The sequence below is a fragment of the Spongiibacter nanhainus genome, assembly GCF_016132545.1.
Classification (GTDB): Bacteria; Pseudomonadota; Gammaproteobacteria; order Pseudomonadales; family Spongiibacteraceae; genus Spongiibacter; species Spongiibacter nanhainus.
In genome coordinates this window covers 268,737-293,203 of record NZ_CP066167.1, presented here as the reverse complement: position 1 = coordinate 293,203, position 24,467 = coordinate 268,737, and the positions used below count along the sequence as shown (strand labels likewise).

The window sequence follows — 24,467 nt, the reverse complement described above, 5'->3', positions numbered from 1 at the left end:
GTGCTACCTTCTCTTCCGCTGATGGGACATCCAGGCAAGGCCGTTTGTCTCTACCACCGAGATGGCGGCGCCGTGAAAAACATGCCGATTCCAATAATTATTTTAATGTCAGAGGTCGATTGTTATGTCAGATTCAATACACCCTCCCATGATCAGCCCGGGTGAAATTTCCCAGTGGCCGATGCTCAAAATTGTCTATCGCACTACCCCTGAGTCTATTGCCGCATTGCTCCCGCCAGGTATCGAGCCGGGCGACGAACCCAACGTTAACGTTACGGTTTACAATTTGCCGGTACTAGACCAGCCCGAGTACGGCGTCATTATGACGGTGGACGCCAAATACGAGGGTCAAGCCGGTGAGTATGCATTGGCCTACGGTATCGACCAGGAGGGGGTGGTACTGATCAGCGTCGCAATGAATGGCCAACCCAAGTTTCTCTGTGACATCGAATACTTCCGCCTCGGCGAGACCGTAAAAGCACGCTGCCACCACCAGGGCTACACCTTCTTGGAATTTAGCGGCAAGGTCACCGGTGAGGACCCTCTCGAGACCGGTCCAGAGCGCTATGAATGGTGGACTAAATTCTCCCGCAAAGTGGGCGGCGAGGAGGGCTACGACTTCCCCCCTCACGTAGTAAAGATTCACAGCCAGTACGGTCCCGGCTACCGCCTTGCAGTGGACGGTAAGCTGAATTTAAAAGAAAGCCCATGGGACCCCATCGCCAGCCTCTTACCCATGAAAGAGCAACTCTCAGCGCACCTGTGGTGGCCGGAATACAAGAGCCGCGAGATCTCCATGGCAGGCCCATTGGATCCCAAAGCCTTCTGGCCCTTCGTCGATACCATCGGTGGCAGTCGCTGGCCTGGCGTCATGGGCTCACCCGCCAGAGATTAGGCCTCCTCACCCCAGCACGCCTCTGGCCGCGCCTTTATCGCGGCCAAGAGTGAACCCTATAGCGTATCACTCAGCGGCCCCCGCGGGTCGCTTTCACTTGGAGACCGCATGACTACTCTCAATGTCATCATCACCGGCGGCTTTGGTGCCCTTGGTAGCGTTGTATCCCAAACCTTTGTGGAGCAGGGTCATAAGGTATGTCGCGTCGATGTTGCCGACACCGCCCCAAGCGACAATCCCAATGGAATCGACATTGGCGGCCTGGACCTAACACGGATTGAGGACTGCCAGCGGGCTATTGAAGAATGCACGCAGGCCTTCGGTGGCATTGATGCGCTGATTAACATTGCCGGAGGTTTCAGCTGGGAAACACTGGAAGACGGTGATCTCGAAACCTGGCACAAAATGCATAACATCAATCTGGCTACCGCCCTAACCATGACCAAGGCGGCCTTGCCCATACTGAAACAGAGTCAATCCGGCCGTATCATTAATATGGGCGCAGTGGGCGCGCTGTCGGCAGATATCGGCCTGGGCGCTTACGCCGCATCGAAAGCCGGTATTCACCGGATGACGGAAGCGCTGGCAAAGGAGCTGGCGGACACCACTATCAATGTCAACGCCATCATGCCCACCATCATCGACACGCCGAACAATCGCGCGGCCATGCCCGACGCCGATACCCGGGACTGGGTCAGCCCCCACTCGATCGCTGATCTGATCCTATTTCTGGCCTCACCCCAGTCACACTGCGTTACCGGCGCATTGATCCCAGTCTCCCGGGGCGGGATAGCAAGATAGGCAGAGCCACCGGTCTAGATACCATTGCCCCAAGTAGGGCGTCACCGTCGGCGATAAAAATAACCAGGACGACACCATGAACTTCCTCAAACCCAATGCGACATTACTCAGTCTAGCCTTTATCGCGATAGCAGATATCGGCGACCTCGCGTCAGCCCACGCTCAAGAGCAGACCCAAGCTCAGCCAAGCCAGGTCAGATCAAAGACCATGCTGGAAGAAGTCCACGTGACGGCCCGCAAGCGCTCCGAAAATATCCAGGAAACGCCGGTTGCGGTAACTGCCATCGGCAGCTTGGAAATTCAAGAGCGCGGTATTCTCAACGCTAAGGGCTTGGCCAAAATCGTTCCCAGCCTGCAGATCGTCGAAGGTCAGAGCAATCAGATATTTTTGCGGGGAGTCGGCCAGCTCTCTGGGCTTGTGCGACAAAACCCTTCTGTTAGCGCCTATTTGGACGGAGTGTTTATCCCTCGGGCGGACGGCCAATTGATGGACACCATCGATGTAGAAAATATTCAGGTCCTGCGCGGCCCCCAGGGGACCCTGTTCGGCAAGAACAACACCGGGGGAGCACTGGTATTCAGTTTGACCAAACCGACCGATACCCACGAAGGTTATGTGCAGGGCAGCATGGGCAGCTACGACCTGACACGCGGTAGAGCGGTGGCAAACTTACCCTTGAGCGATACCTTCTATACCCGGTTCGCCATCAATACCCAGCGCCGCAACGGCTACTTGGAGGACCCTGCCTCCAACGACAACAGCTCGCTGGACCGCTGGTCGACAATCGCTCAAACACGCTGGGATGCCTCAGACACCCTGACCCTCGACACCTTTGCCTTCTACGGCCTGGTGCGGGAGCGCTCACCCTCTTACAACTGCCGGGTCATCTCAGAGAATTCCCTGCTGGGCGGTGGTCTCGGGCTATTGTGGGCGGGGGATACCGACCCCAGCGAACCCCGGGCCTATCGGGAAAATTGCGAAGCCAACGACCGCCGTTTTCTGCCTGACCTTACCACCAACCAAGGACCAAGCCAGCGTCAAAACCGGGAGCTGGAGACACTGATGCTCGGCGCTACGTTTGACTGGCAATTTGAATCCGGCAACAACCTCAAAGTCATTCTGGGGCACCGTGACGCCACCAAAACCGGCCCCAAAACCGCCAGCGACGACGGCGGCCCCGCCGAGTATTTGAAGGCGCTGACCCTTGGCAAGGGCAAGCAACTCTCGACAACTCTGGAGCTGCAGTTTTCCGGCGCCGCCCTGCAAAGCAAGCTCGACTATACGATGGGTTTCTTTGGGCAGTATGAAGAGAAAAGCGAGAAGTTTCTGTCCAGCAACGCCCTGGTAGGTATCGACCTTACATCACTGGCCGCCATTGCCCTGGGTGAGCAACCCAACCCCGCGACCATTCTGCCCGGCGGCACCAACCCGCCGGTGGTAGGCGCTTTTCTCACACCCGACAGACTACAAGATTTTGATATCAGCGAAGAGACTTTCGCCGCATTTATCCAAGGCACCTACCACATAACCGAGCACCTGGAATTCACCCTGGGCGGCCGATACACCGAGGCCACCACTCGCTCCGATCTGGTTACCCGGGAAACCGATATCGACGCACTTAACGCCATACTGGGTGGCGATCTTCGCTTTACAGTGCTGGACCCTGGGATGGGGCTGCACATATACAATGGCGGGACCTGGGCCGACGATCCTATTGCCATTGCCAATAGTCTGTTCGACGACCCCGACGGCGACCTTATTCGCACCCCTCTAGGTGCACCCAGGAAGGATAACGCCGAGGCCAGCTTTTCTGAATTTACGCCCATGGCATCGGTTTCCTATTTCGTTCCAGAATCGCCCCTGATTGGCACCCCCATAGACAGTGCATTGATCTATTTCACATGGAGCAACGGTTTTAAGTCGGGCTTCCTGGAGCCTAAAGGCGCCGACGGCTTGGTCACCGTTAAGCCCGAACTGCTGGAAAACTTTGAACTGGGCACTAAGCTCGACCTGTTCAACAGCACCCTGCGGGTGAACGCGGCGATGTATGAGATGTACTTTGACAATATGCAGCTGATTACCGTTGGCGTGGATTCCGCCAACTCCTTGGTCGTGACCTCCACCAATGCCGGTCGCTCAAAAATAAACGGTGCGGAACTGGAGGTCAGCTGGTTACCGGTGGCCAATCTGTTAATCAGCCTGAGCTACAGCAACAACAACTACCAGTTTCTGGAATACCAAGAACTTGACCTACTCGACCTGGTGCTGGGGACCGAAACTGTGGTTGACCGCAGCGATGAGAACTTTCCCAAATCACCCGAACAAACCGCTGCCCTCGGCGTGCAGTACAGCTGGCGTTTAGCGGGCGGCACCCTCACACCTCGCGTAGATGTGAGCTATACCGGTGAGATTTATCACGGCTTTGACAACGGCGCTTGGGATGCCAAAAAAACCAACCCAGACAGCGTTATGGCGGACGAGTACACATTGATTGATGCAAGAGTTTCCTGGGAAAATCAACAAGGTGACTTGCGGTTCGCTGCCTGGATCAATAATGTCAGCGACGAGCGCTACCTGAACGGCTGGAACGCCTCGGCCGATTCAGTCGGTAATTTTGTGGAGATCGTCGGCGAACCCCGCATGTATGGAATTGAAGTGCAGAAACGATTCTAAAAGCACCGACGCCAGGGGGCCAGCAACTACCTCCGCAGGCCCCGAAAACACCTGCTAGCCATCCTGCTCATGCCCAGCCGCAATACGAGCCTGGCGCTTGCGCTCCCGCTCTTTGATATGACAATCTCGACAGCGAACAGCACCGGCAAAGAAGTAGCCGCCGGCCTCTTCGTACCACCACTTCTGTTGTTTTGCGGTCCAAATCTGGTGGGCACCGCAGTCCCGACAGTCAAACTCAATATCGTAGTAATACTCAGGCGCGGATGAATAGCTGTTGCCCATGTTCAACTTGCTGGAGTCCACCGGAAGTCGATCCCGCGCTTTGTTTTTTGAGCGCACTTGTCGACTCATAGCTCAGCCCAATCGTGCAACCAAAGCACGGATTTCTTCTCTGCCTAGCCAAGCCCGGGTTACCGCCAAAGCCAGGATAAATCCAGCGATTACGAGAGCTCCCCACTCCGCATGGTTAAGATGAGTGCCCACTGCGCCCAACATCGTCATGGCCAAACCGGTCGCAGCCAATGCAGACAGGGGCCGTATTAATAGGCCCAAGGCCCCCGCCACCTCAACGGCGCCAGTGAAATACATAAACCATAAGGGATAGCCCCAGCGCTGAAAGGCCGCCACCTCAAAATCGAGCCCAGCGAGTTTGGCCCCTCCCGAGGTGAAAAAGATCAGCGACAGTACAGCGGTCAAAAATTTAGTTTTCATGACTCGATACCAGATGAATGATATTGGAGGGGCTGGCAATCCAGAATGCTTTCAAACCGTTGGGCAAAGGCTCGATCTCGTCTCTGCGCTGGCAGTGCTGCTCTTTTAAGTAGTCTGCAGCCAAGTCTATATCGCTGGCAATTACCTCAAGCCAAATTTCCGACTGACTCAAACCCGACATACAATCCAGCCATAGCACCTTGTCGCCAAACTCAAAGCGCGGTGTATCATCCGGGCCGCTGCCAGGAAGCTCTTTGAAGCGCAAAACCTCTCGATAGAAGTGTACAGTGCACTCGTATTCGTGGGCCGGTATTTTCATCGCAATGTTTTTACCAGGCTGAAAGTCCGGTTTCATGGTCTCCTCCTCTCACAACGGGGTCTAATTACCCTTCCCATTGTTAATGAGTATAGCGATATTGCGACGGTATTTTGCTCCCGCGATATATGGTCTAGGCTATAGCTTTTGGTGCGATGAAAGAATCTGGGCAATGAAACAAGTAAAGAACTTTCGCGACATAGGTTGCAGCGAATGCTTAAACGCCGCTGCCCTCGACTTCGATTTCACTATGGCCTTTCAGCCTATCGTCGACATCTCTTCCAAATCTGTGTTTGCCCAGGAAGCACTGGTAAGAGGCAAAGACGGGCAATCAGCCGCCACCATCTTTGAGCACGTCAATGACGACAACCGCTATGCCTTCGATCAGGCCTGCCGGGTCAAAGCCGTTGAGTTAGCCGCCCGCCTCGGCATCACATCCCTGCTCAGTATCAACTTTATGCCCAATGCGGTGTACCGCCCGGAGCTGTGCATTCGCACTACCCTGGCCGCGGCTAAAAAGTTCCAATTCCCGACTTCCCGCATCATGTTCGAAGTGACAGAGTCTGAAAAAGTCGACGATATTCCTCACCTTCAGTCGATCTTTCAGCACTACCAGGAACAGGGGTTTATTACTGCCATCGATGACTTTGGTTCCGGATTCTCAGGGCTGAATATGCTGGCCGAACTGGAGGCCAATATTCTCAAACTGGATATGCAGCTTATTCGAGGCATCGATAGCAACTCCCGCAAACACGCCATTGTCAGCGGCATTCTGACCACCTGCCGCGAGCTGGGTATGCAGGTGATTGCTGAAGGTGTGGAGACAGTAGGCGAATACTATTCTCTGAAAGCCCTGGGCATTCACCTTATCCAAGGCTACCTGCTGGCTAAACCGGCGTTTGAAAGCCTCGCCGATATAAATTGGGCCGCCATTACAGAGTGACTACTGGGGATCGCCCTGCCGGCCAGGCAAGTCCACAACAACGCTGCGCCCACCCCAGCCGTGTTCTGAGTCGTGGGCCCGCACCGTGACTTTCTCTACATCATCAGGAATCGCCACACCCGATAAACTCCGAGCGAAGGGCTGCTCCCGAACATGGGGATGCAACAACTTGCGGGTGCCATACACAACGCCACCCGGTCCGGCGACCTCCCATTTATTCACGTAATGCTCCCAGCCTTCGTCGGTATGTTGCAAGGTGACATAGAAACGGTAGACGCCGGGCTGGGTTTCTTTAAGGTTGACGTCTATGACATCCGCCTCACCCGAACGAGCATTCGAGGCGGGTAGCACACTTAGTAGCGCCACAACAGAAAAGCACAAGAGATTGAGCACAAGGATTCTAGGAGGCATAGTGGCTATAAATTTACACCAAAAACTTACAACGACGAACACTCAATCTAGTTGCAAGCCCGCCATTAGTAAAGTGGCACAGGGCAAAGACCAAAGGGCATCAACCTTCACGCTTAGCTTCACCCATTATCCACCGAGTCGCGGCCGTCATCAGTACCACGGCGGTGTTGCGTCCTAACAGGCCGAAGATCCAATTGGCAATACGCAACTTTCTCGAAACAATCCGAGTGGGCCCTTTACCAATGAAGGACATCCCCTCTGCCGCAACGCGGGCCGGGGGCGTCGCGCCCTTAGGTGCATTTTCCAGAGAGGAGAGTTTTCCGTGCCGCAACAGCCCTCTCCGCAAGGCCGGCGTATCGGTGTCGGGTAGCACCAAACACAAAACATCGACACCCCGCGGCTTTAGTTCGCCCCACAGCGCCTCAGAAAACAGTAGATCGAAGGCCTTAGTGCCGGTATAGGTCGCCAAACCCGGAGTACCCGCGATGGCCGCCCCCGATCCCATAGTAATAATACCGCCACGCCCCCGCGCCACCATTTGCCCGCCAAAGTGTCGGCATACCCGCATAAGCATAGTGCAATTGCGAAACAGCATCGCTTCTTCACTACCTTGGTCGCGATCGAGAAAATGAACAGAGCCGGTATCTGCACCCGCACAGTTCACTACAAAACCGATATCGATATCTGCCACACTGTCCATCAGATAATCCGTGACATCCGCAGTCGAGAGATCCATCGAAAGCGCTCGAGTCTCCACACTGTAGCTATTGCGCAGGTCCCCGGCGAGCTCATCAAGGACAGGCTGACGGCGGGAAACCAGCACAACATTTAGGCCCTCAGCGGCTAATGCCTCAGCAAATGCCGACCCCACCCCTTCCGAAGCACCCAAAATCAAGCCCCAGGGGCCGTACTTCTCTACAAATGAATCAGAACTGGCCATTGACGGAATGCTCCTTTAGTAACCATAGGTCCAGACACGAATGCGAATAAGGGTGGTATTGCGAAGGTTGCCAATAGCGGCACGTTTCACTTCGCGGCTAAGTGTTTGAATTGGTGAATGAATTAGAGCTTGAGATAGCCGTTAGGCTCACAGCAACGCCCCCTAGTAATCTGTGTAACCCCGCTTACCTGGGGTATATAAAGTACGTTTATCAAACTCCCTTAAAGGCGCCCCATTGAGAAACCGGTCTGGCAAATCCGGGTTGGCAATAAACGGCCTGCCAAAGGCTATCGCGGCAATTTGCGAATCGTCCAAAGCAGCACTCGCAGATTCACAGTCAAAACTATCATTAAGTATTATTTTTCCTGAATAGTTTGACTGCGCCAACTTACGATTGTGCAAACCTATGGCCGGTAAATCGATAACGTGTAGGTATGCCAGATTAAAATCATTGATCCGTCTCAGCAGGGCCCTAAAGGTCTCTGTCGGATCGTCGTCATGTAGATCATTGAAAGTATTACCCGGGCAAATTCGTAAGCCAACCCGGCCAGAGCCTCGAACGCTCATCAACGCCTCCAACACTTCAGAGACAAACCTCAGCCTGTTATCCAGACTTCCCCCATAGCTGTCTGAGCGGGTATTGGTCCCTGTCGATAAAAACTGGGCCGGAAGGTAACCGCTAGCACAATGAAGCTCCACCCCGTCAAAACCTGCTGAAAAAGCATTTTCTGTCGCCTTTTTATAATCGTTGACGGTACTTACAATGTCGGCATGAGACATAGCCTCCGGCTTGGGGTACGCCATCATTCCCTGCTCGGTATATATCTCGCCCTGAGCTGTAATAGCCGATGGTGCCAGAATCCGGGCGTCGATTTTCTTGTTGTAAGGGTGCCCTATACGACCACAATGCATCAGTTGCAAAACGATTTTGCCACCCGCATCGTGTACCGAACGAGTGACTTTCTCCCAAGCCGCAACCTGCGCCTCAGTATAGATTCCCGGAGTGCGGCAGTACCCTTTTCCGTCAGCACTGGGATGCGTGCCCTCGGTAATAATCATGCCTGCCGAGCTGCGCTGAGTGTAGTAGTCGACCATCAATTGATTTGGACAATCTGATTCGTCGTCTGCCCGAGATCGCGTCATGGGCGCCATAACAATTCGATTTTCGATGGCAATATCGCCCAGCTTACCTTCCTCAAAAAGCTTCATTTTTATATCTATCCGCTGGCACTCGCCCATTAGGCAAGTTGGTCATTCTCATTTTTTCAACACCTTACACAGCAAGGTCCATAGGCGACAACACACAATTCGTAACGTCATTGTCTCCAATTAACAGCAAATCAGCACCCAACGACCAATCCAAATTATTCAGAGGCAAAACTCTGAGAGTCAGCCATACCCGGACCTATGCCAAAGTTTTACTCGCCATAAGAAATAGACTGTTTCCAATTGGCCACACCAACAAGCAACAAAGATGGATTATGATGAAATCTCACTAATTAACACCAGCACCCCGATCAAGGGGCGATAACGACATAACAAAGGAAGAGAAACATGGGCTTTGCAGGTAACTGGGATGTTGTGCTCAACACCCCGATGGGCGCTCAAAAAGGAAAAATGGCCATTGAAACCCAAGATAGCACCCTAACCGGTGAAATGACCTCCCCTATCGGCATCATCAAAGTTGAAGATGGCAAGGTCGACGGCGATACCGCCACATGGGTATGCAAACTCACTAAACCCATGCTTGTAAAATTGAGCTTCAATGTAAAAGTCCAGGGCGACGAGCTGAAGGGCAAAGTCAAAGTCGGCCCGATGGGTCAAAGTGATTTCTCAGGCACTCGAATTACCTGAACGTTGCCTATAACCAATATCCAAAGCTAATAAGAAAGGGGTTACAAAGTGAAAAATTTAGCGGGTGGCACAGCGGTCATCACCGGCGCAGCTAGCGGAATCGGCCGCGGCTTGGCCAATAAGGCAGCCGACGAGAAGATGAACCTCTGCATCGCCGACATGAATAGCGAATCACTGAAGGAAGTGGAGGCAGAGCTTCGCGCCAAAGGCGCCGAAGTTTTCGCTTGCAAACTGAATGTCTCCGACACCGAGGCGATGAAGGAATTTGCCCAACAATGCTATGCACGGTTTGGAAGCGTAGATCTGCTTTTTAATAACGCCGGCATCCTGCGCATGGGCAGCAGCTGGGACCTCAGTATCGATCAGTGGCGCGAAGTGTTTGAGGTGAATATCATTGGCGTAATCAACGGTATAAGTGCGTTTGTTCCCCGCATGATCGAGCAGGGCACCCCCGCCCATGTCGTCAACACCGGCTCGGTGGGCTCACTGGTCGCCGCCCCCGGAATGGCGCAATACACTACCTCTAAAATGGCGGTTAAGGGTATCACAGAGTGCCTGGCACAAGACCTGATCATGGCAGAGCTGCCCATAAGCGTGTCTTTATTGTGCCCCGGCATGGTATCCAGCAACATCAGTGAACCGTGGATCAGGGAGTCTCTGGGCGATGACGCCTCCCCCGAACTTATTGCCGAAATGAAAGCGGCGGTAGATGAGACCTACCCAAACTGCATCACCCCAGAGGAGTGCGCCAACAGAGTGTTTGATGCAGTTAAACGAGGTAAGTTTTGGATATTTACCCACCCCTTCTCCAAGTATCTTCGCAATATGTGTGACGCCGTTATAGAGGAGCGAAACCCAGAGTATGCAGTAGTGGAGTTTGACTAGCTCGATTCCTGCTACCGATGAACTCTAAGAAATACAGCACAGATAAACTCCCCCCCAAGGGGCGCTGGGACGGTGTGGACGAATTTATTCAGGTGGTGAAGACGGGCAGCTTCACCGCAGCGGCCAGAAACTTACACGTTTCTCGCTCCCACATTAGCAAGCAAATACAACGCCTGGAAGACAGGTTAACTACACAGCTGATACAGCGCTCAACTCGGAGACTGACGCTTACCGATGCGGGCGCGTTGGTTTTTCGTGAATTTCAGTCAATGTCTCAGCTCTACGACGACCTGGAATCAAACCTCTCTGATCTTCACAACCGTTTGCAGGGCAAGCTAAAAGTAGCGATTAACAGCCGTTACGGCGTTCGCTATATGGCATCTGCTATCGCCGCCTTCTCGGCCAGGCACCCTGACATCACCGTTCAACTCCATACCAGTTACGACGACGTCGATCTCATCGGCGACGGCTACGATCTGACCATTCGCTATGGAAGCCTTGAAGATTCAACATTGGTGGCGAGAAAGCTCGGAGGTTATACAATGCGGCTTTATTGCACGCCAGACTACCTTTCCAAGCATGGCGCACCGCAATCCATTAACGACTTAAAAGACCACAGCGCATTATGTACCCCAGAGTGCTGCTGGTTTTTTAATGGACAGCGGGAAGAGAGAAAACTTAGAGTCAAAGGCAGCTGGGTCAGCGAGGATGGCACCGCCCTCCTAGCCGCCACACTGGAAGGGTTGGGCATCGCCCAACTACCAGACTTCTTCGTTCATGAATATCTGCAGCGAGGGGAACTGGTCGCCATCTCCGGAGATTGGAATTTCTACTGGCGCCAATCTTGGGCCGTATTCGATGGCAAAACCCATATCTCGTCGAAAGTCCGACACTTCATAGACTTCATATGTAAAGAAATGCCAGAGGACAAGTGGCTCAGTGAGAAGGAGGTATTTTACAAGACCAACTAATGAATCCTTCCACCAATCGCCCACGATCCCGCTCTGACAAAACCCAATATCACGCCAGCCCCTGCACGTCATCGGGAGCCTGTCTTAATCGCGCCAATAGTTCTGGACCACTAGAGTTGCCATCAAGAAGAGTGACCTGACGATGACTTATCTTCCAACCACCGCCGGACTGCCTACTCAAGTTTATCCGTGAGGCACTGAGACGCCAGACTGAAAAACCGTCTTCACCATTCGTTACAACCATGGTATGACAGGTTGCTACTGCTTTATCCCCATCAATAACAACATAGGGTAGCGTAGAAGCATGCGCGCAACCTGCACCAACAAGCGCCTGATGAAAGGGATCTTTTGTAATGTTGGCAATTTTTTCGCGCCCTTCATAGGCACCCAGACCAGCAATCTCATATACGCCGTCTTCTGTGTAGCAATCGCGAACAGAATCAGTATTCAAACCATCGACGGAATAACCATAGCATGCGATCACCTGATAGATATCCAGACGGTCTTCAATCGCCTGCAAACGCTCCTCTACCGTTTGACCCGATGATATAGACATAAACCCGCAGCTCCGTTTAATTATTTTCTAATTTTAGTTTGGGAGATGGTAGCTGCGTGGACTACTGTTGATAAGAGCCTGGCCACGTCATCTGTGTTTCGAGATAAACACCGCCAAGAATACCCACCATTCTTTTTTGTGACTGGTTATAAGACTATTAAGCCACGACACTGAACACCGCGCTGGCTCTGGCAATACGCTTTGAACCAACGTGAAAATAGCAATTGGCAAATGCTGTGCTACGGCCAACCTTTTGTACGTCTGTGTGGACCTCTATCCAGTCTCCTCTCTCAGCCTTACCCACATAATCTATAGTTTGGCTTGTTGTAACCAACGGCGTGGGGGGCTCAGTTGCGAAAGCCGAGCTGTAGCCCATAGCGATATCGGCAAGTGTGCCCAACACACCTCCGTGGACGATGCCGCGACCGTTACAATGCTTCCGGTCCGCCTTAAGACCAATAATCAAACCTGAGGAACCTGTTTTCTGATAGATGGGGCCAAGCAACTCAGTGAAGGGGCTTGTTCGTGACAATGGTTCAAATCCTTCGGGGATTCCATTCATGTTAGGTTCCTTTGCAGTCTGGTTTACCTGGAGTCCGCCAGCGAGGAGTTGCCGATATTACTCGGGAAGTTCCAATACGGATTATTCGGGCCCACTTCGGTCATACCGACGTACGCACAACCGAATATACACCCACACTCTGCAGCGCGGTGGCCGAGCAGGTCATTACAGCCCATTTAGCGAACCATAATAGACCGTACCGGCACCATATTGCGCCCACCGCCACGATTCGATACCGTGCGTTCCAGTCTATCGCCGGTATAATCGGCACAACTTTCTATTTTTGTGGAGTCAACATGGCGCAGTTCGTCTACACCATGAATCGCGTGGGCAAGATTGTGCCCCCCAAGCGAGAAATTCTTAGCGATATCTCTCTATCTTTTTTCCCCGGCGCCAAAATCGGCGTACTGGGCTTAAACGGTGCGGGTAAGTCTACCCTGCTGAGGATTATGGCGGGTGTTGATACCGAGTTTAATGGCGAGGCCCGCCCCCAGCCCGGCATCAATATTGGCTACTTGCCCCAGGAGCCTCAGCTGAACCCGGATAAAGATGTCCGCGGCAATGTAGAAGAGGGGGTGGCTGAAGCCAAGGACGCCCTGGCGGAGTTGGACAAGGTCTACGCCGCCTACGCCGAGCCCGATGCCGATTTTGATGCCCTGGCCAAACGCCAGGCAGAGCTGGAAGACATCATTCAGGCCACCGATGCCCACAATCTGGACCACAAGCTGGAAGTGGCCGCCGACGCGCTGCGCCTGCCGCCCTGGGATGCGGATGTGACCAAACTCTCCGGTGGTGAGCGCCGCCGGGTGGCACTGTGCCGGCTACTGATGTCCGCCCCGGATATGCTGCTGTTGGACGAGCCCACCAACCACCTGGATGCAGAATCCGTCGCCTGGCTGGAGCGCTTTTTGTGCGACTTCCCCGGCACCGTAGTGGCCATTACCCACGACCGCTACTTTCTGGACAATGCCGCCGGCTGGATTCTGGAACTGGACCGGGGTCGGGGTATTCCCTACGAGGGCAACTACTCGGATTGGCTGGAAGCCAAAGAGAAGCGCCTGGAGCAAGAGGCCAAATCCGAGGCCTCCCGCCAGAAAACCATCGCCTCTGAGTTGGAGTGGGTACGCAGCAACGCCAAGGGCCGCCAAAGCAAGAGCAAGGCGCGCCTGGCTCGCTTTGAAGAGCTGCAAAGCCAGGAATACCAGAGCCGCAGCGAGACCAACGAGATTTACATTCCACCCGGCCCCCGCTTGGGCGACAAGGTGATTGAGGTTAACAATATCAGCAAGGGTTACGACGACCGCATGCTGATTCAGGACCTGAGTTTCTCCATTCCCAAGGGTGCCATTGTCGGTATTGTCGGTGGTAACGGCGCCGGTAAATCCACGTTGTTCCGGATGCTCACCGGCAAAGAACAGCCGGACAGCGGCACGATCGAAATTGGCGAAACCGTCAAAATGGTGTCAGTGGAACAAATGCGGGACGCCCTGGACGACAAGCAAACGGTTTGGGAGGCTGTGTCAGACGGTCGCGACATGCTGCAGATCGGCGGCTACGAAGTGCCCTCACGGGCCTATATTGGCCGCTTTAACTTTAAGGGCAGCGACCAGCAAAAGCGGGTTGGTGAACTGTCTGGGGGTGAGCGGGGCCGACTGCAATTGGCCTGCACCCTAAAGGAAGGCGGCAACGTATTGCTGTTGGACGAACCCTCCAACGACCTGGACGTGGAAACCCTTCGCGCCTTGGAAGAAGCGCTGCTGGACTTCCCCGGCTGCGCTCTGGTGATCTCTCACGATCGCTGGTTCCTGGATCGCATCGCCACCCACATTCTTGCCTATGAAGGGGACAGTGAAGTGGTGTTCTTTGAAGGCAACTACACCGAGTACCACGAGGACTTCGTCCAGCGCAAAGGCAAAAACGCCGGCCCGCAGCGGATGAAGTACAAAAAGCTCAAGTAGACATGCTCGTCCCAAGCCGGGGAGCCGCTGGGCTCCCCGCCCTTTCCGCCGGCTTCAGCCAAGCTCGCATCCGCCGAGCCCGCCACACTCATGCTCACTGCCATGTTCGGTGAGCTCCTGTTTACGACCCGCGCGCGGTCTAAACCCCAGGCCTCATTGCTCGCGGCCATTATGGTGGCTGGCGGGGCCCTGTGGTTTACTCCCCTGCCCCGCACTGCCCTGTTCACCGGGACCGGTATAGCGAGCTGTCTGGGGCTGTGGGCCGGCGTATTTGCCCTGGTTCACTATTTTTACGGCTGCCGCATTAGCGTGCGCCGCTTTGGCCCCGAGTACCCGGGTGCTCACCCCCGCTTTGAGCTTCGCTACCGGGAGGCCGGCCGCAAGGGGCTTGGCATTCTCGATATTGGCCATATCACTGGGCTCGCCATTACCCCTTACCCGCCACCCTGGTGGCGGTCCTGGTTACAACCGCGCTGGGACCAACAAAGCCGCACCCTGCGCAGCCGGCAGTTTGGCTACACTGGCCCTGGGCTGGCCATCAGCTATGTACTGCCGCCCTATGCTTCCACCGATCAGCGAGAGCGCACAGTCATGCTGCCCTGCCGGGATGCCGAAACCTTAAAGTCGCTATTGGACTCAATTTTGGTTGAGGATGGTGCGCTGTCAGCCTAGCAATGGATTAAGAATCTTTTCCCTGCCCCTCTCACGTCCACGCAGCTCTGTGCTAGCGTAGAACAGACACATAACCCGATGAGCCCACAGTCATGATCGCGCTGATTGCTTTTGTCGCCCTCGCCCTGGGCATGTCCTTCCTGTGCTCGGTGCTGGAGGCGGTGCTGCTGAGTATTACCCCCTCTTACGTGGCTTCAGAGAACGAGAAGGGCCACCGCAGTGCCAAACTGTGGCGCCGCTACAAGGACGACATCGACCGTCCATTGGCGGCCATACTCAGTCTCAACACCATTGCCCACACGGTGGGCGCCGCCGGCGCCGGGGCCCAAGCCACCAAGGTATTTGGTGAGGTCTACTTCGGGGTAATCTCGGCGGTGCTCACCCTGCTGATTCTGGTGGTATCGGAGATTATTCCCAAAACCCTGGGGGCGCTGTTCTGGCGGCAGCTTGCGCCGGCTTGTGCGCAGACCTTGCGGGTAGTGATCTGGAGTATGTATCCACTGGTGGTTATGTCTCAGGGTATTACCCGGCTACTGTCCAAAAACGCCCCCACCCATTCGGTGAGCCGGGACGAATTTGCCGCACTGGCAGAATTGGGCGCCCGGGAAGGAGTGTTGAGCAAAGAGGAGTCCGCCCAGTTAGCCAGCGTATTGCGCTTTCGGGCGCTGAAGGCCAAAGACGTGATGACGCCCCGACCCGTTATTTTCGCCTTTGACGAAGACCTCACCGTCGCGGATGCCCGGGCCAGGAAGCTTCCCTTCTCCCGCATCCCGCTGTACCGGGAGCAGGCCGACAATATTCACGGTTTTGTACGCAAGGACGATTTACTGCGTGCCGCCATCGACACTCCAGGAACGCCCCTCAGCGCATTGCGCCGGGAGCTGCTGACAGTGCCGGAGAATCAGTCTTTAGATTCCCTGTGGCGGCGTATGGTAGAGGGCCGAGATCAAATGGCCATGGTGGTCAATGAATACGGTGCCGTCCTCGGGCTGGTGACCACCGAGGACCTGGTAGAGACCTTGCTCGGCCTGGAGATTGTCGACGAAACCGACCACACCGTGGATATGCAGGCGCTCGCACGGCGCCTGTGGGAGCAACGCGCCGAGCGCTTGGGCTTGGTCCCCAACGACGACGCACTGGAAAACCTGGAGAACGAATCCTAAAGAAAAGATCCCTAAACAGTCACCGATACCGCTAGGAGAGCTTTCTCACCAGCCACAGCGGCGCCACGTTGAGAATCCAACCCAGTGGCACCCAGGGCCAGGCCGGCACCTTGGCCTCGCCCACTTCTTTATCGATGGCCTTCACAATGGCCCGACAACCGGTTTGCAGATCGACCCGAAACGGCGCCTGCTTGCGGCGCTCATTGATGGGAGTAAGGATAAAGCCAGGCAGAATGCAGCTCACCGCAATGGGGCTGTCCATCATGTCGACCCTGATGCTCTCGGTCAGATTGCGCAGCGCCGCTTTGCTGGCCGAGTATACGCTCACCGAGCCCGGCAAGCCTCGTAAAGCACTCATCGACGAAATCGTCACCAGATGGCCAGCGTTCTGCTCCCGGAAGATTTCCATCGCCGCCTCGCACTGGGCGATGCCGGCAATAAAGTTGGTCTCCGCCGTCTGGCGGTTGGCTTTGAAGTAACCGGTACCCAGCGACGCGCCCTTACCCATGCCGGCATTGACGATAATCCGGTCCAGGCCGCCCAGCTCTTTCTGAAACTCCCTGAACACCACAAACACCTGATCGTAATCGCAGACATCCAGAGACTTGATGGCAATAGTGATGCTCGGGTGCTTGGCTGCCAGGTCGTTTTTTAAGGTCTCGAGATTCTCTAAACGCCGAGCACATAGGGCCAGGTTGTGGCCCTTGGCGGCATACATCCGCGCCATTTCTTCGCCCAGCCCGGAGCTCGCACCGGTAATCAGAATATTTTTGCGGAACATGCTTCCCCCAGAACGAGTGGCAACTTGTCATTGCCTGGAATGTAAACACTGCTAATATTCGTCACGCACAATAACAGCTATGGAGACAAAACATGACCGAAATTTCCCCGATTCTTACCCCGGTAATCGTCCTGGTGATCTGGAGTATCTTGATCCTATTTTGGATGGCAGCCGTGCGCTTGCCCGCCATTCAAAAAGCGGGTCTGGGACCCGATGCTGGAGAACGCACATCCGAGCTCGCCACCCAACTCGATCGCAAAGTGCAGTTCAAGGCGGATAACTACAACCACTTGATGGAGCAGCCCACGATTTTTTACGCCACCGCCCTGACCTTGGCGGTGATCGGTGCGGGTAGCGGGGTCAACCTGTATCTGGCCTGGTTTTACGTAGGCAGCCGCATTGTGCACAGCCTGATTCACTGCACCAGCAATGTGGTGATGGCGCGCTTTTCGGTTTTCGTGCTGGGTACACTCGCGCTACTGGCAATGGCGATTCGCACCTTGATGGCGGTGTGCGGCTAAGCGGCCTCTGCGGCAGAGCTAGGGTGTTTGGGGGCCTTTACAAAAACCAGCCCCTAGCCCCGCCGCATCATTCCCGCCGTACTTTTCAACATCATTTGCCGATAACGCTTGAAGGGCAGCCAGCGCTTTAAACGCCAATTGCGACGGGCGTCCGCCTGGGGAATGATGTAGTAATCCCGCTGCACAATACCAGTGTAGACCGCGTCGGCAATTTCCTCCGCACCGACTTTCGCTTTGCTGACCAGCTTCTCCGTCATCACCTGAGCGCTGCTGTCAGACGCTCGCACACTCTCCGACAGATTAGTGCGGAAGAATCCCGGACACACCACCGACACCGCAATATTGTCGCCATCCAGCTCCAGACTCATCGACTCCGACAGTGCCACCACTGCCGCTTTAGTGGCGCAGTAAGACCCCATCCGCGGCGGATGAATCAGCCCTGCCAGCGAGGCAATATTGACGATGTGACCACTACCCTGGTTCTTCATTAACGCAGAAAACACCTTACAGCCCCGCACCACCCCCAGCAGATTGATATCCATCACCCACTGCCAGTCCGCCATGGAGAACTCATCGATGGCCCCGGCGGAAGCCACCCCCGCGTTATTGATCACCACATCGACACCGCCCCACTCGGCCAACAGCCAATCGGCGGCCGCTTGCAGATCGCTCTCTCTCTGCACATCACAGGTAAGGAATTTGGCGGTGGCTTTAGCTGCCAGCGCCTGCTCAGCCTCGCTACCGCGCTCGGTATGGATATCGCCGATGCAAACGCTTGCGCCGCTGTCTGCGAAGCGGTGGGCCAGTGCCAAACCCAGACCCGAGGCGCCACCGGTGATGAAGATGCGTTGAGACATAGAAGAAGCCTTTTATTGTTGCCGCTGTCGCGACGATGGGGATTTTCTAACGGGGTTTATAACATGAATGGTAGAAGAGGTGGTTTGGTTGGGCCATCGGTGGCCCTTGCCATTTGGATACTCTGTCGAGTGGGTATTGGCTAATTCTTAGCACGGGGTTCACTCGGGTCGTCCTTGACCCTCGCCCTGCGGGCACCCTGTCGGGTGTGTAAAAGTGCGTTCCTGCATTTTTTTCGCCCTGCTGGGCGACTGACTTTCTCTTTGCTTGTCCAAAGAGAAAGTCAGCAAAGAGAAAAGACACCCTGCATCCCCGTCGCTGGCAAAAAACGCCAGCGATCCCCTGCGCTTCTCGAATCTGAACGGGCGCTGCGGAACTCGCTTCGCTCAAACAGTCCTCGCGCTTACTCCGTTCAGCTTCTGCGATGCTCGGCGGGGCTGAAGGGGCCCGGGATGCCACATTGAGCAAAGGGTGTTCTTTTCCAACTACTGGCACCGGGGTTTATTCCCCTTTGAGCTCGCCGAGCATCGCAGCCATTCAATGAAAGGCTTTTAGCGAGGACTGTTTGAGCCGTCAGGCGAGTTCCGCAGCGTTTTCATTGAATGGTGAGAAGCGCAGGGTACCCGCAGGGCGAGCGATAGGGGTGTGCTTTTCTTGCCTACTTCTTTTTCACACAAAATGAAGTAGGTCGCCCAGCAGGGCGAAAACTGTGCTAACGGTATGCAAATACAAACGCGACAGGGCGCCCAAAGGGCATGGGCCGCCGACGGCCCAAGCCCCACAACCTACGACAGTGGGTAATGTTCCGGATATGGCAACAACGCCACCCCACTATCTACCGCCGCGCGGGCAACCGCCCCCGCCACGGCGCCGAGCAAACGGCGATCCACCGGCTTGGGAATAATGTAGCCGGGGCCAAAGGACAACTCACCCACGCCACAGGCTTCGATCACCACCTCGGGCACGGGCTCTTTGGCCAGTTCGCGGATAGCGTGAACCGCGGCCACCTTCATCTCTTCATTGATGGCGGTGGCGCGCACGTCCAGGGCACCACGAAAGATGAAGGGGAAGCCCAACACATTGTTAACCTGGTTGGGGTAGTCGGAGCGGCCGGTGGCCATGATCAGGTCGTCCCGCACGGCCAAAGCCAGTTCGGGACGAATCTCGGGGTCGGGGTTGGAGCAGGCAAATACGATGGGACGCTCGGCCATGGAGCGCAGCATATCTTCGCTAAGCAGGTTGGGGCCGGACAGGCCGACAAAGACGTCGGCGCCATCGATGGCGTCGGCCAGGGTGCGGGCACCGGTGTCGTTCTGGAATTCTCGCTTGTATTTATTCAGACCTTCACGTCCGGGATAAATCACACCGCGGCGGTCGATCATATAGATGTTTTCGTAGCGGGCACCCAATGCTATCAGCAGGCGCATACAGGCGATGGCCGCTGAGCCCGCCCCCAGGCACACCACTTTGGCGTCTTCGATTTTTTTACCCTGAATTTCCAGCGCATTGAGCATACCCGCCGCGGTCACGATGGCGGTGCCGTGCTGGTCGTCGTGGAAGATGGGAATGTTGCACTCTTCAATCAGAATGCGCTCGATCTCGAAGCACTCGGGGGCTTTGATGTCTTCCAGGTTGATACCGCCAAAGGTGCCGGAAATACGTTTAACGGTATCGATAAATTCTTGGGAGTCCTGGGTGTCCACTTCAATATCAATGGAGTCCAGGTCGGCAAATCGCTTAAACAGCAGGGCTTTGCCTTCCATAACGGGTTTGCTGGCCAGCGGGCCAAGATCACCCAAACCGAGAATGGCACTGCCGTTGGAGATCACCGCCACCAGATTGCCCTTGCTGGTGTACTTGTAGGCGTTGATGGGGTCCTTGGCGATCTCCCGCACTGGCTCCGCCACACCGGGGCTATAGGCCAGTGACAAGTCGTACTGGGTTTCAGCAGGCTTAGTCAGAGAAATGCCAATTTTGCCGGGGGTGGGCACCGAGTGGTAATCCAGTGCGGCCTGCTTTACATCTTTGGACATCGCTTATCTCTCAGTTCGGCGTATTTTTCTGGGCTCGGAGGTCGGGCTATGCTGCCCAACATCCTCCGAGAGCGGCCGGGACGACGTGTGCAAAAGCGTTGTTGCTGCCTGCGCACTGACCGCATCAGTGGCTGCCGATTCTTTGGGTTGTCGGAAATGGCGTGAAAGCATATAGAAATCCGCTTTAAGCCACAAGCTTATCCCCTAAAACGCCCGTCATTGGCGGCTTTCGCTTATATCACCGGTTTCCAAAAGTAATATCTACCGCGCCTCGTTTTTGTGCACGGCAGTCATCATTAAGGGGTGGCGCAGATCCATCACTAGGCTGGCAAACCCGGGGCGAGGCGGACGCCGATGGCGCAGCCAGCCACGCACTTCCAAAAATTGACCTACCCGAGGCACTGCGCTGTCGCCAACACTGGCGAAGTAGCGCCGATCTTTGTCGGCCAGGCGCAGCACCACGTCGCCATCCAGGTCGATCCACAGGCTCGTCCCCGCTGCAGTCACTGACTCCACTCGGCCGCGGATGACGGCAAAGCCCTGATCTGCCTTGCCCGCTTTAAGACTGGGCAATGGCGCTAGGGCCCAGAGACCGCGGACCGCTTGACGAGCCCCGGCTTCAGCCCGAGTCAGGCAGCTATCGGTATTGACAGCCGGCGGCACGGCAATGCGCCAGGCCAGGCCCTCCGCCAGAAGGGTCTCCCCCAGGTGGCGACCGTCAACAAAGACCTCCGCCAAGGTGCGATTGTAGGGGTCGTGACCGTAGCGTTTTATGACAACGGACTCGGCCTTGGCCAGTTGTTCAGCGACAAAGCGCCGGGCTCGCCGAGCCAAGACCAACTTATCGCCGCGATCGTTCATCTCGGCAGCGTTAATATTGACCAAGCGCAGTCGTTCACCGCTGACCAATCGCAAGCTGTCACCATCCACCACCGAGGCAATGCGCACCGGCTCAGTATTGTTGGGCAGGGGGCAGGCGGCACGAGCGCTCGCCGTCGCCAACATCGCGGCGACCAGCCATAAAAAAATGCCCGGCCGTATCCGACCGGGCATCTCTTGTTTTCGCTCTGCGCCTGCGGTGCCTTGGTGATGCTTACCGCAGATCAAAACAGCGTCGCGCTTACGACTTGACGCTGCCGCGGCTGCCAAAACGCTTGCGGAAGCGATCGACACGACCGCCGCTGTCCAGCATTTTCTGCTTACCGGTGTAGAAGGGGTGGCACTCTGAGCAGACGTCAACGTGCAAGTCTTCAGCCAGGGTAGAGCGCGTATCGAATTTGTTGCCACAGCTGCAGGTAACGCTTACAGCCTCGTACTTGGGATGGATATCCGCTTTCATTGGTTTGTCCTCATCGCCTCATGGGGCGCCGCCACCCGATCTTTTTGCGCCGGGCACCGCGCCGAGTTGATTTTTCAGTTCCGCACAACCGGCACTACACCGACAGCCACACCGAAAAATAGGCGGCGAATGTTAACAGAAAACCGGTGAGAAGCAAGCAATGCGGGCCCCTGCCGTAAATTGCGCCTCCCTTTGCAGACTTCACACGTCGAAGCGGATCAGTGTGGGCGCAATTTCCGCTACACTGGCGGCTTTTGCAGGGCGAGCACTGCGCCGCCCTGGTCCTGAATTTCGCACTTTTTGTGGGGCTATGCCGCAATTGCAATCACCCTTACTGGTCTCGGTCGCCGTACCCTGCCCGCTGCGGCGGACTTTTGACTATCGTTGGCCAAGCGACCGACACCCTGAGCCGGGGCAGCGCGTACTGGTGCCCTTCGGCAACCGCCGCCTGGTGGGGGTTGTGGTGGCGCCCTGCGCCAGCGCCAAAGTCGATACCGACAAACTGAAGTCGGTCATTGAGGTTCTGGACAGTGACCGGCCGACCCTGTCGCCGGCTCTGATGGAACTGGGCCGCTGGGCCGCCAACTACTACCACCATCCCATCGGCGAGTGCCTTCAAAATATGCTGCCGGTGCGACTGCGTTCCGCCAAACCACCGCAGACCCAAGTCACGCTCTACTGGCAAGCTTCAACCGGCGCCAGTGTCGACCAGCTCTCTAAGCGCGCCCATCGACAGCGGGAGTTACTCGCTACGCTAATGGCGGCCAATGCCCCCCTCAGTGGCGACACCTTACGGGAAGCCGGCTTCACTCGACAGCAACTGCGGCAACTGGCCGAGCAGAACCTGATTGAACAAGCCAGCGCGCCGTCTCCAGCGCCACCCCCTCCCCAAGCACCGCTGGCACTGCGGGACGAACAGCGCAGCGCGGTGGAAGCGATCAACGGTGCCCAGGGCTTTGCCCGTTTTCTGCTGGAGGGGGTTACCGGCAGCGGCAAAACCGAGGTCTACCTCCAGGCCATCGCCGCCCAGTTGGAGCAAGGCAAACAGGCGCTGGTACTGATACCCGAGATTGGCCTCACTCCCCAGACCCTGTCCCGAGTCGAGTCCCGCTTTCCCGGCCGGGTGGCCAGCCTGCACTCGGGTATGGGGGACAGCGAGCGCTACCAGAACTGGCAACGAGCCCAAAACGGCGACTGCGATATTGTGCTGGGTACCCGCTCGGCGGTATTTGTCGACCTGCCCCGGCTGGGGTTGATTATCGTCGACGAGGAACACGACGCCTCCTATAAGCAACAGGAAGGCTGGCGCTACTCGGCGCGGGATATCGCGGTAAAACGCGCCGCCGACCTGGACTGCCCAGTGGTATTGGCCAGTGCCACGCCCAGCCTGGACAGCTTGCACAACGCCAATTTGGGTCGCTACCAAACCCTGCAGCTCACTCGCCGCGCCGCCGGAGATAGCCCGCACCTGACCCTGGTGGACGCCCGCCAGCGACCCTTAAAAGAAGGGCTCGACGAGGTGCTGCTCAAGCACATCGCCGACACCCTGGCAGCTGGGGAACAGGTACTGCTATTTCTCAACCGCCGGGGCTACGCGCCCCAATTGCAATGCCACAGCTGCGGCTGGGTAGCCGATTGTCACGCCTGCGATGCGCGAATGACCGTGCATTTTCGCCAGCGCCACCTGCGCTGCCACCACTGCGACGCCATCCGCCCCCTACCCGACCACTGCCCCGACTGCCACAATCACCAGTGGCTGTTCGACGGCCCCGGCACGGAAAAGCTGGAACTGTTTCTGCGCCATCACTTTGCCGACACCCTTGCCAGCACCGAAGTCATCCGCATCGACCGGGACAGCACCTCGCAGAAAGGCAGCATGGCGAGGCTGGTGGACCGGGTTCACGAGGGCAAGCCGGCCATTCTGGTGGGCACCCAAATGCTGGCCAAAGGCCATCATTTTCCCGACGTGACCCTGGTCGGCATTCTCGATATCGACGCCGGTCTGTTCAGCCCCGACTACCGGGCCGCCGAGCGCAGCGGCCAACTGCTGGTGCAGGTCGCGGGCCGGGCCGGGCGGGAGCGCCCCGGACGGGTGTTGATCCAGACTCACTGCCCTGAGCACCCCGCCCTGCTGACACTGGTCCAGCAGGGCTATCGCGCCTTTGCCAGCCAGCAGCTCAGTGAGCGCAAACTGCTGGGACTGCCGCCTTACGCCCCCTGCGCGCTGATTCGTGCCGACGCCGCGCGACTGGATCAGGCCGAGGCCTTTTTATCCGCCATTAAAACCGCCCTGGTAGATCAAGGCATTGGCGGCCAGTGCATCGGCCCCTTGCCCGCCCCCATGACTCGCCGGGCCGGCCGCTACCGGGCGTCATTGATTTTGCAGGCCACGCGCCGAGGGGAGTTACACCGCCAACTGACACTTGCCTGCACCACTGGCGAACAGTTAAAAAAAACCGGCGGGCTGCGCTGGTCGGTGGATGTCGATCCTATTGAAGCCAGTTAGTTGAGGCCAGCTAGGGCCGGTTAACACCCCCTCCAATTATTCACGTTGGCAGTCAGCCGGCGAAACAGCGATAATACGCGGCCCTATTTTTAGGGCCCGCGCATCGCGCCAGGCCCAGCA

Annotated in this window: 25 protein-coding genes; 12 read left to right on the top strand and 13 right to left on the bottom strand. The window is 56.3% G+C overall.

Annotated features, from left to right (window positions below):
• Window positions 1-124 precede the first annotated feature (124 nt).
• From I6N98_RS01425 to I6N98_RS01415, 3 genes are all read left to right on the top strand, one after another.
• Window positions 125-895 (top strand): acetoacetate decarboxylase family protein, encoded by a 771-nt coding sequence (locus I6N98_RS01425; protein ID WP_198570056.1) that lies wholly within the window; start codon window positions 125-127, stop codon window positions 893-895.
• Between the two features lie 108 nt (window positions 896-1,003).
• Window positions 1,004-1,696, top strand: coding sequence for an SDR family NAD(P)-dependent oxidoreductase (locus I6N98_RS01420; protein ID WP_198570055.1), 693 nt, complete (start codon window positions 1,004-1,006; stop codon window positions 1,694-1,696).
• A gap of 76 nt (window positions 1,697-1,772) precedes the next feature.
• A complete protein-coding gene (locus tag I6N98_RS01415; RefSeq protein ID WP_198570054.1) occupies window positions 1,773-4,370 on the top strand; it encodes a TonB-dependent receptor in 2,598 nt (865 codons plus the stop codon).
• 54 nt (window positions 4,371-4,424) lie between these two features.
• Here the strand turns inward: I6N98_RS01415 and I6N98_RS01410 are convergent, their stop codons facing one another.
• Genes I6N98_RS01410 through I6N98_RS01400 form a run of 3 tightly spaced genes read right to left on the bottom strand, consistent with a single transcriptional unit; the run spans window position 4,425 to window position 5,436 of the window.
• Window positions 4,425-4,721, bottom strand: a complete 297-nt coding sequence (locus I6N98_RS01410; protein WP_198570053.1) for a zinc-ribbon domain containing protein — start codon at window positions 4,719-4,721, stop codon at window positions 4,425-4,427.
• Between the two features lie 3 nt (window positions 4,722-4,724).
• Window positions 4,725-5,081 carry a DoxX family protein gene (locus I6N98_RS01405; protein ID WP_198570052.1) on the bottom strand — a complete coding sequence of 119 codons (357 nt, stop codon included), beginning with the start codon at window positions 5,079-5,081 and terminating at the stop codon, window positions 4,725-4,727.
• Window positions 5,071-5,436 (bottom strand): VOC family protein, encoded by a 366-nt coding sequence (locus I6N98_RS01400; RefSeq protein WP_198570051.1) that lies wholly within the window; start codon window positions 5,434-5,436, stop codon window positions 5,071-5,073. Before I6N98_RS01400 ends, I6N98_RS01405 begins: the two co-directional genes overlap by 11 nt.
• Window positions 5,437-5,569: 133 nt before the next feature.
• On the opposite strand from I6N98_RS01400, the gene I6N98_RS01395 reads away from it, so the two are divergent.
• Window positions 5,570-6,340, top strand: a complete 771-nt coding sequence (locus tag I6N98_RS01395) for an EAL domain-containing protein (RefSeq protein ID WP_198570050.1) — start codon at window positions 5,570-5,572, stop codon at window positions 6,338-6,340.
• Here the strand turns inward: I6N98_RS01395 and I6N98_RS01390 are convergent, their stop codons facing one another.
• The 3 genes from I6N98_RS01390 to I6N98_RS01380 form a co-directional block, all read right to left on the bottom strand.
• Entirely contained in the window at window positions 6,341-6,691 is a 351-nt protein-coding gene (locus tag I6N98_RS01390) for a hypothetical protein (RefSeq protein ID WP_198570049.1), read from the bottom strand.
• A 160-nt stretch (window positions 6,692-6,851) separates the two neighbouring features.
• Window positions 6,852-7,691 carry an SDR family NAD(P)-dependent oxidoreductase gene (locus tag I6N98_RS01385; RefSeq protein ID WP_198570048.1) on the bottom strand — a complete coding sequence of 280 codons (840 nt, stop codon included), beginning with the start codon at window positions 7,689-7,691 and terminating at the stop codon, window positions 6,852-6,854.
• Between the two features lie 162 nt (window positions 7,692-7,853).
• Window positions 7,854-8,900 carry an alkene reductase gene (locus tag I6N98_RS01380; protein ID WP_198570047.1) on the bottom strand — a complete coding sequence of 349 codons (1,047 nt, stop codon included), beginning with the start codon at window positions 8,898-8,900 and terminating at the stop codon, window positions 7,854-7,856.
• A 345-nt stretch (window positions 8,901-9,245) separates the two neighbouring features.
• Here I6N98_RS01380 and I6N98_RS01375 point away from each other — a divergent pair, with 345 nt between their 5' ends.
• From I6N98_RS01375 to I6N98_RS01365, 3 genes are all read left to right on the top strand, one after another.
• The gene (locus I6N98_RS01375) at window positions 9,246-9,545 is read left to right on the top strand and encodes a hypothetical protein (RefSeq protein ID WP_198570046.1); all 300 of its coding nucleotides are present in this window, start codon (window positions 9,246-9,248) and stop codon (window positions 9,543-9,545) included.
• 48 nt (window positions 9,546-9,593) lie between these two features.
• Window positions 9,594-10,430 carry an SDR family NAD(P)-dependent oxidoreductase gene (locus I6N98_RS01370; RefSeq protein WP_198570045.1) on the top strand — a complete coding sequence of 279 codons (837 nt, stop codon included), beginning with the start codon at window positions 9,594-9,596 and terminating at the stop codon, window positions 10,428-10,430.
• Between the two features lie 74 nt (window positions 10,431-10,504).
• Window positions 10,505-11,401, top strand: a complete 897-nt coding sequence (locus tag I6N98_RS01365) for a LysR family transcriptional regulator (RefSeq protein WP_198570044.1) — start codon at window positions 10,505-10,507, stop codon at window positions 11,399-11,401.
• 49 nt (window positions 11,402-11,450) lie between these two features.
• Here I6N98_RS01365 and I6N98_RS01360 read toward each other — a convergent pair whose 3' ends face one another.
• Together I6N98_RS01360 and I6N98_RS01355 are read right to left on the bottom strand one after the other, a co-directional pair.
• The gene (locus I6N98_RS01360; RefSeq protein ID WP_198570043.1) at window positions 11,451-11,957 is read right to left on the bottom strand and encodes a nuclear transport factor 2 family protein; all 507 of its coding nucleotides are present in this window, start codon (window positions 11,955-11,957) and stop codon (window positions 11,451-11,453) included.
• 157 nt (window positions 11,958-12,114) lie between these two features.
• On the bottom strand, window positions 12,115-12,519 hold the full coding sequence (locus tag I6N98_RS01355; RefSeq protein WP_198570042.1) for a PaaI family thioesterase: 405 nt from the start codon (window positions 12,517-12,519) through the stop codon (window positions 12,115-12,117).
• Between the two features lie 296 nt (window positions 12,520-12,815).
• Here I6N98_RS01355 and ettA point away from each other — a divergent pair, with 296 nt between their 5' ends.
• The 3 genes from ettA to I6N98_RS01340 all read left to right on the top strand — a co-directional run bounded on the left by ettA (window position 12,816) and on the right by I6N98_RS01340 (window position 16,312).
• Window positions 12,816-14,477, top strand: a complete 1,662-nt coding sequence (gene ettA, locus I6N98_RS01350) for an energy-dependent translational throttle protein EttA (RefSeq protein WP_198570041.1) — start codon at window positions 12,816-12,818, stop codon at window positions 14,475-14,477.
• Between the two features lie 102 nt (window positions 14,478-14,579).
• Window positions 14,580-15,149, top strand: a complete 570-nt coding sequence (locus I6N98_RS01345; RefSeq protein ID WP_198570040.1) for a hypothetical protein — start codon at window positions 14,580-14,582, stop codon at window positions 15,147-15,149.
• A 92-nt stretch (window positions 15,150-15,241) separates the two neighbouring features.
• Window positions 15,242-16,312, top strand: coding sequence for a CNNM domain-containing protein (locus I6N98_RS01340; RefSeq protein ID WP_198570039.1), 1,071 nt, complete (start codon window positions 15,242-15,244; stop codon window positions 16,310-16,312).
• Between the two features lie 31 nt (window positions 16,313-16,343).
• Here the strand turns inward: I6N98_RS01340 and I6N98_RS01335 are convergent, their stop codons facing one another.
• Complete coding sequence (locus tag I6N98_RS01335) at window positions 16,344-17,093, bottom strand: SDR family oxidoreductase (protein WP_198570038.1); 750 nt, start codon at window positions 17,091-17,093, stop codon at window positions 16,344-16,346.
• Window positions 17,094-17,185: 92 nt separating this feature from the next.
• Here I6N98_RS01335 and I6N98_RS01330 point away from each other — a divergent pair, with 92 nt between their 5' ends.
• The gene (locus I6N98_RS01330) at window positions 17,186-17,614 is read left to right on the top strand and encodes an MAPEG family protein (RefSeq protein ID WP_198570037.1); all 429 of its coding nucleotides are present in this window, start codon (window positions 17,186-17,188) and stop codon (window positions 17,612-17,614) included.
• Window positions 17,615-17,667: 53 nt separating this feature from the next.
• Here I6N98_RS01330 and I6N98_RS01325 read toward each other — a convergent pair whose 3' ends face one another.
• From I6N98_RS01325 to rpmE, 4 genes are all read right to left on the bottom strand, one after another.
• Entirely contained in the window at window positions 17,668-18,471 is an 804-nt protein-coding gene (locus I6N98_RS01325) for an SDR family oxidoreductase (protein ID WP_198570036.1), read from the bottom strand.
• Between the two features lie 783 nt (window positions 18,472-19,254).
• Window positions 19,255-20,502, bottom strand: coding sequence for a malic enzyme-like NAD(P)-binding protein (locus I6N98_RS01320; RefSeq protein ID WP_198570035.1), 1,248 nt, complete (start codon window positions 20,500-20,502; stop codon window positions 19,255-19,257).
• 261 nt (window positions 20,503-20,763) lie between these two features.
• Window positions 20,764-21,507 carry a thermonuclease family protein gene (locus I6N98_RS01315; protein WP_198570034.1) on the bottom strand — a complete coding sequence of 248 codons (744 nt, stop codon included), beginning with the start codon at window positions 21,505-21,507 and terminating at the stop codon, window positions 20,764-20,766.
• A 115-nt stretch (window positions 21,508-21,622) separates the two neighbouring features.
• The gene (gene rpmE, locus I6N98_RS01310) at window positions 21,623-21,841 is read right to left on the bottom strand and encodes a 50S ribosomal protein L31 (RefSeq protein WP_198570033.1); all 219 of its coding nucleotides are present in this window, start codon (window positions 21,839-21,841) and stop codon (window positions 21,623-21,625) included.
• Between the two features lie 310 nt (window positions 21,842-22,151).
• On the opposite strand from rpmE, the gene I6N98_RS01305 reads away from it, so the two are divergent.
• Complete coding sequence (locus tag I6N98_RS01305; protein ID WP_198570032.1) at window positions 22,152-24,347, top strand: primosomal protein N'; 2,196 nt, start codon at window positions 22,152-22,154, stop codon at window positions 24,345-24,347.
• Window positions 24,348-24,467: the final 120 nt, after the last annotated feature.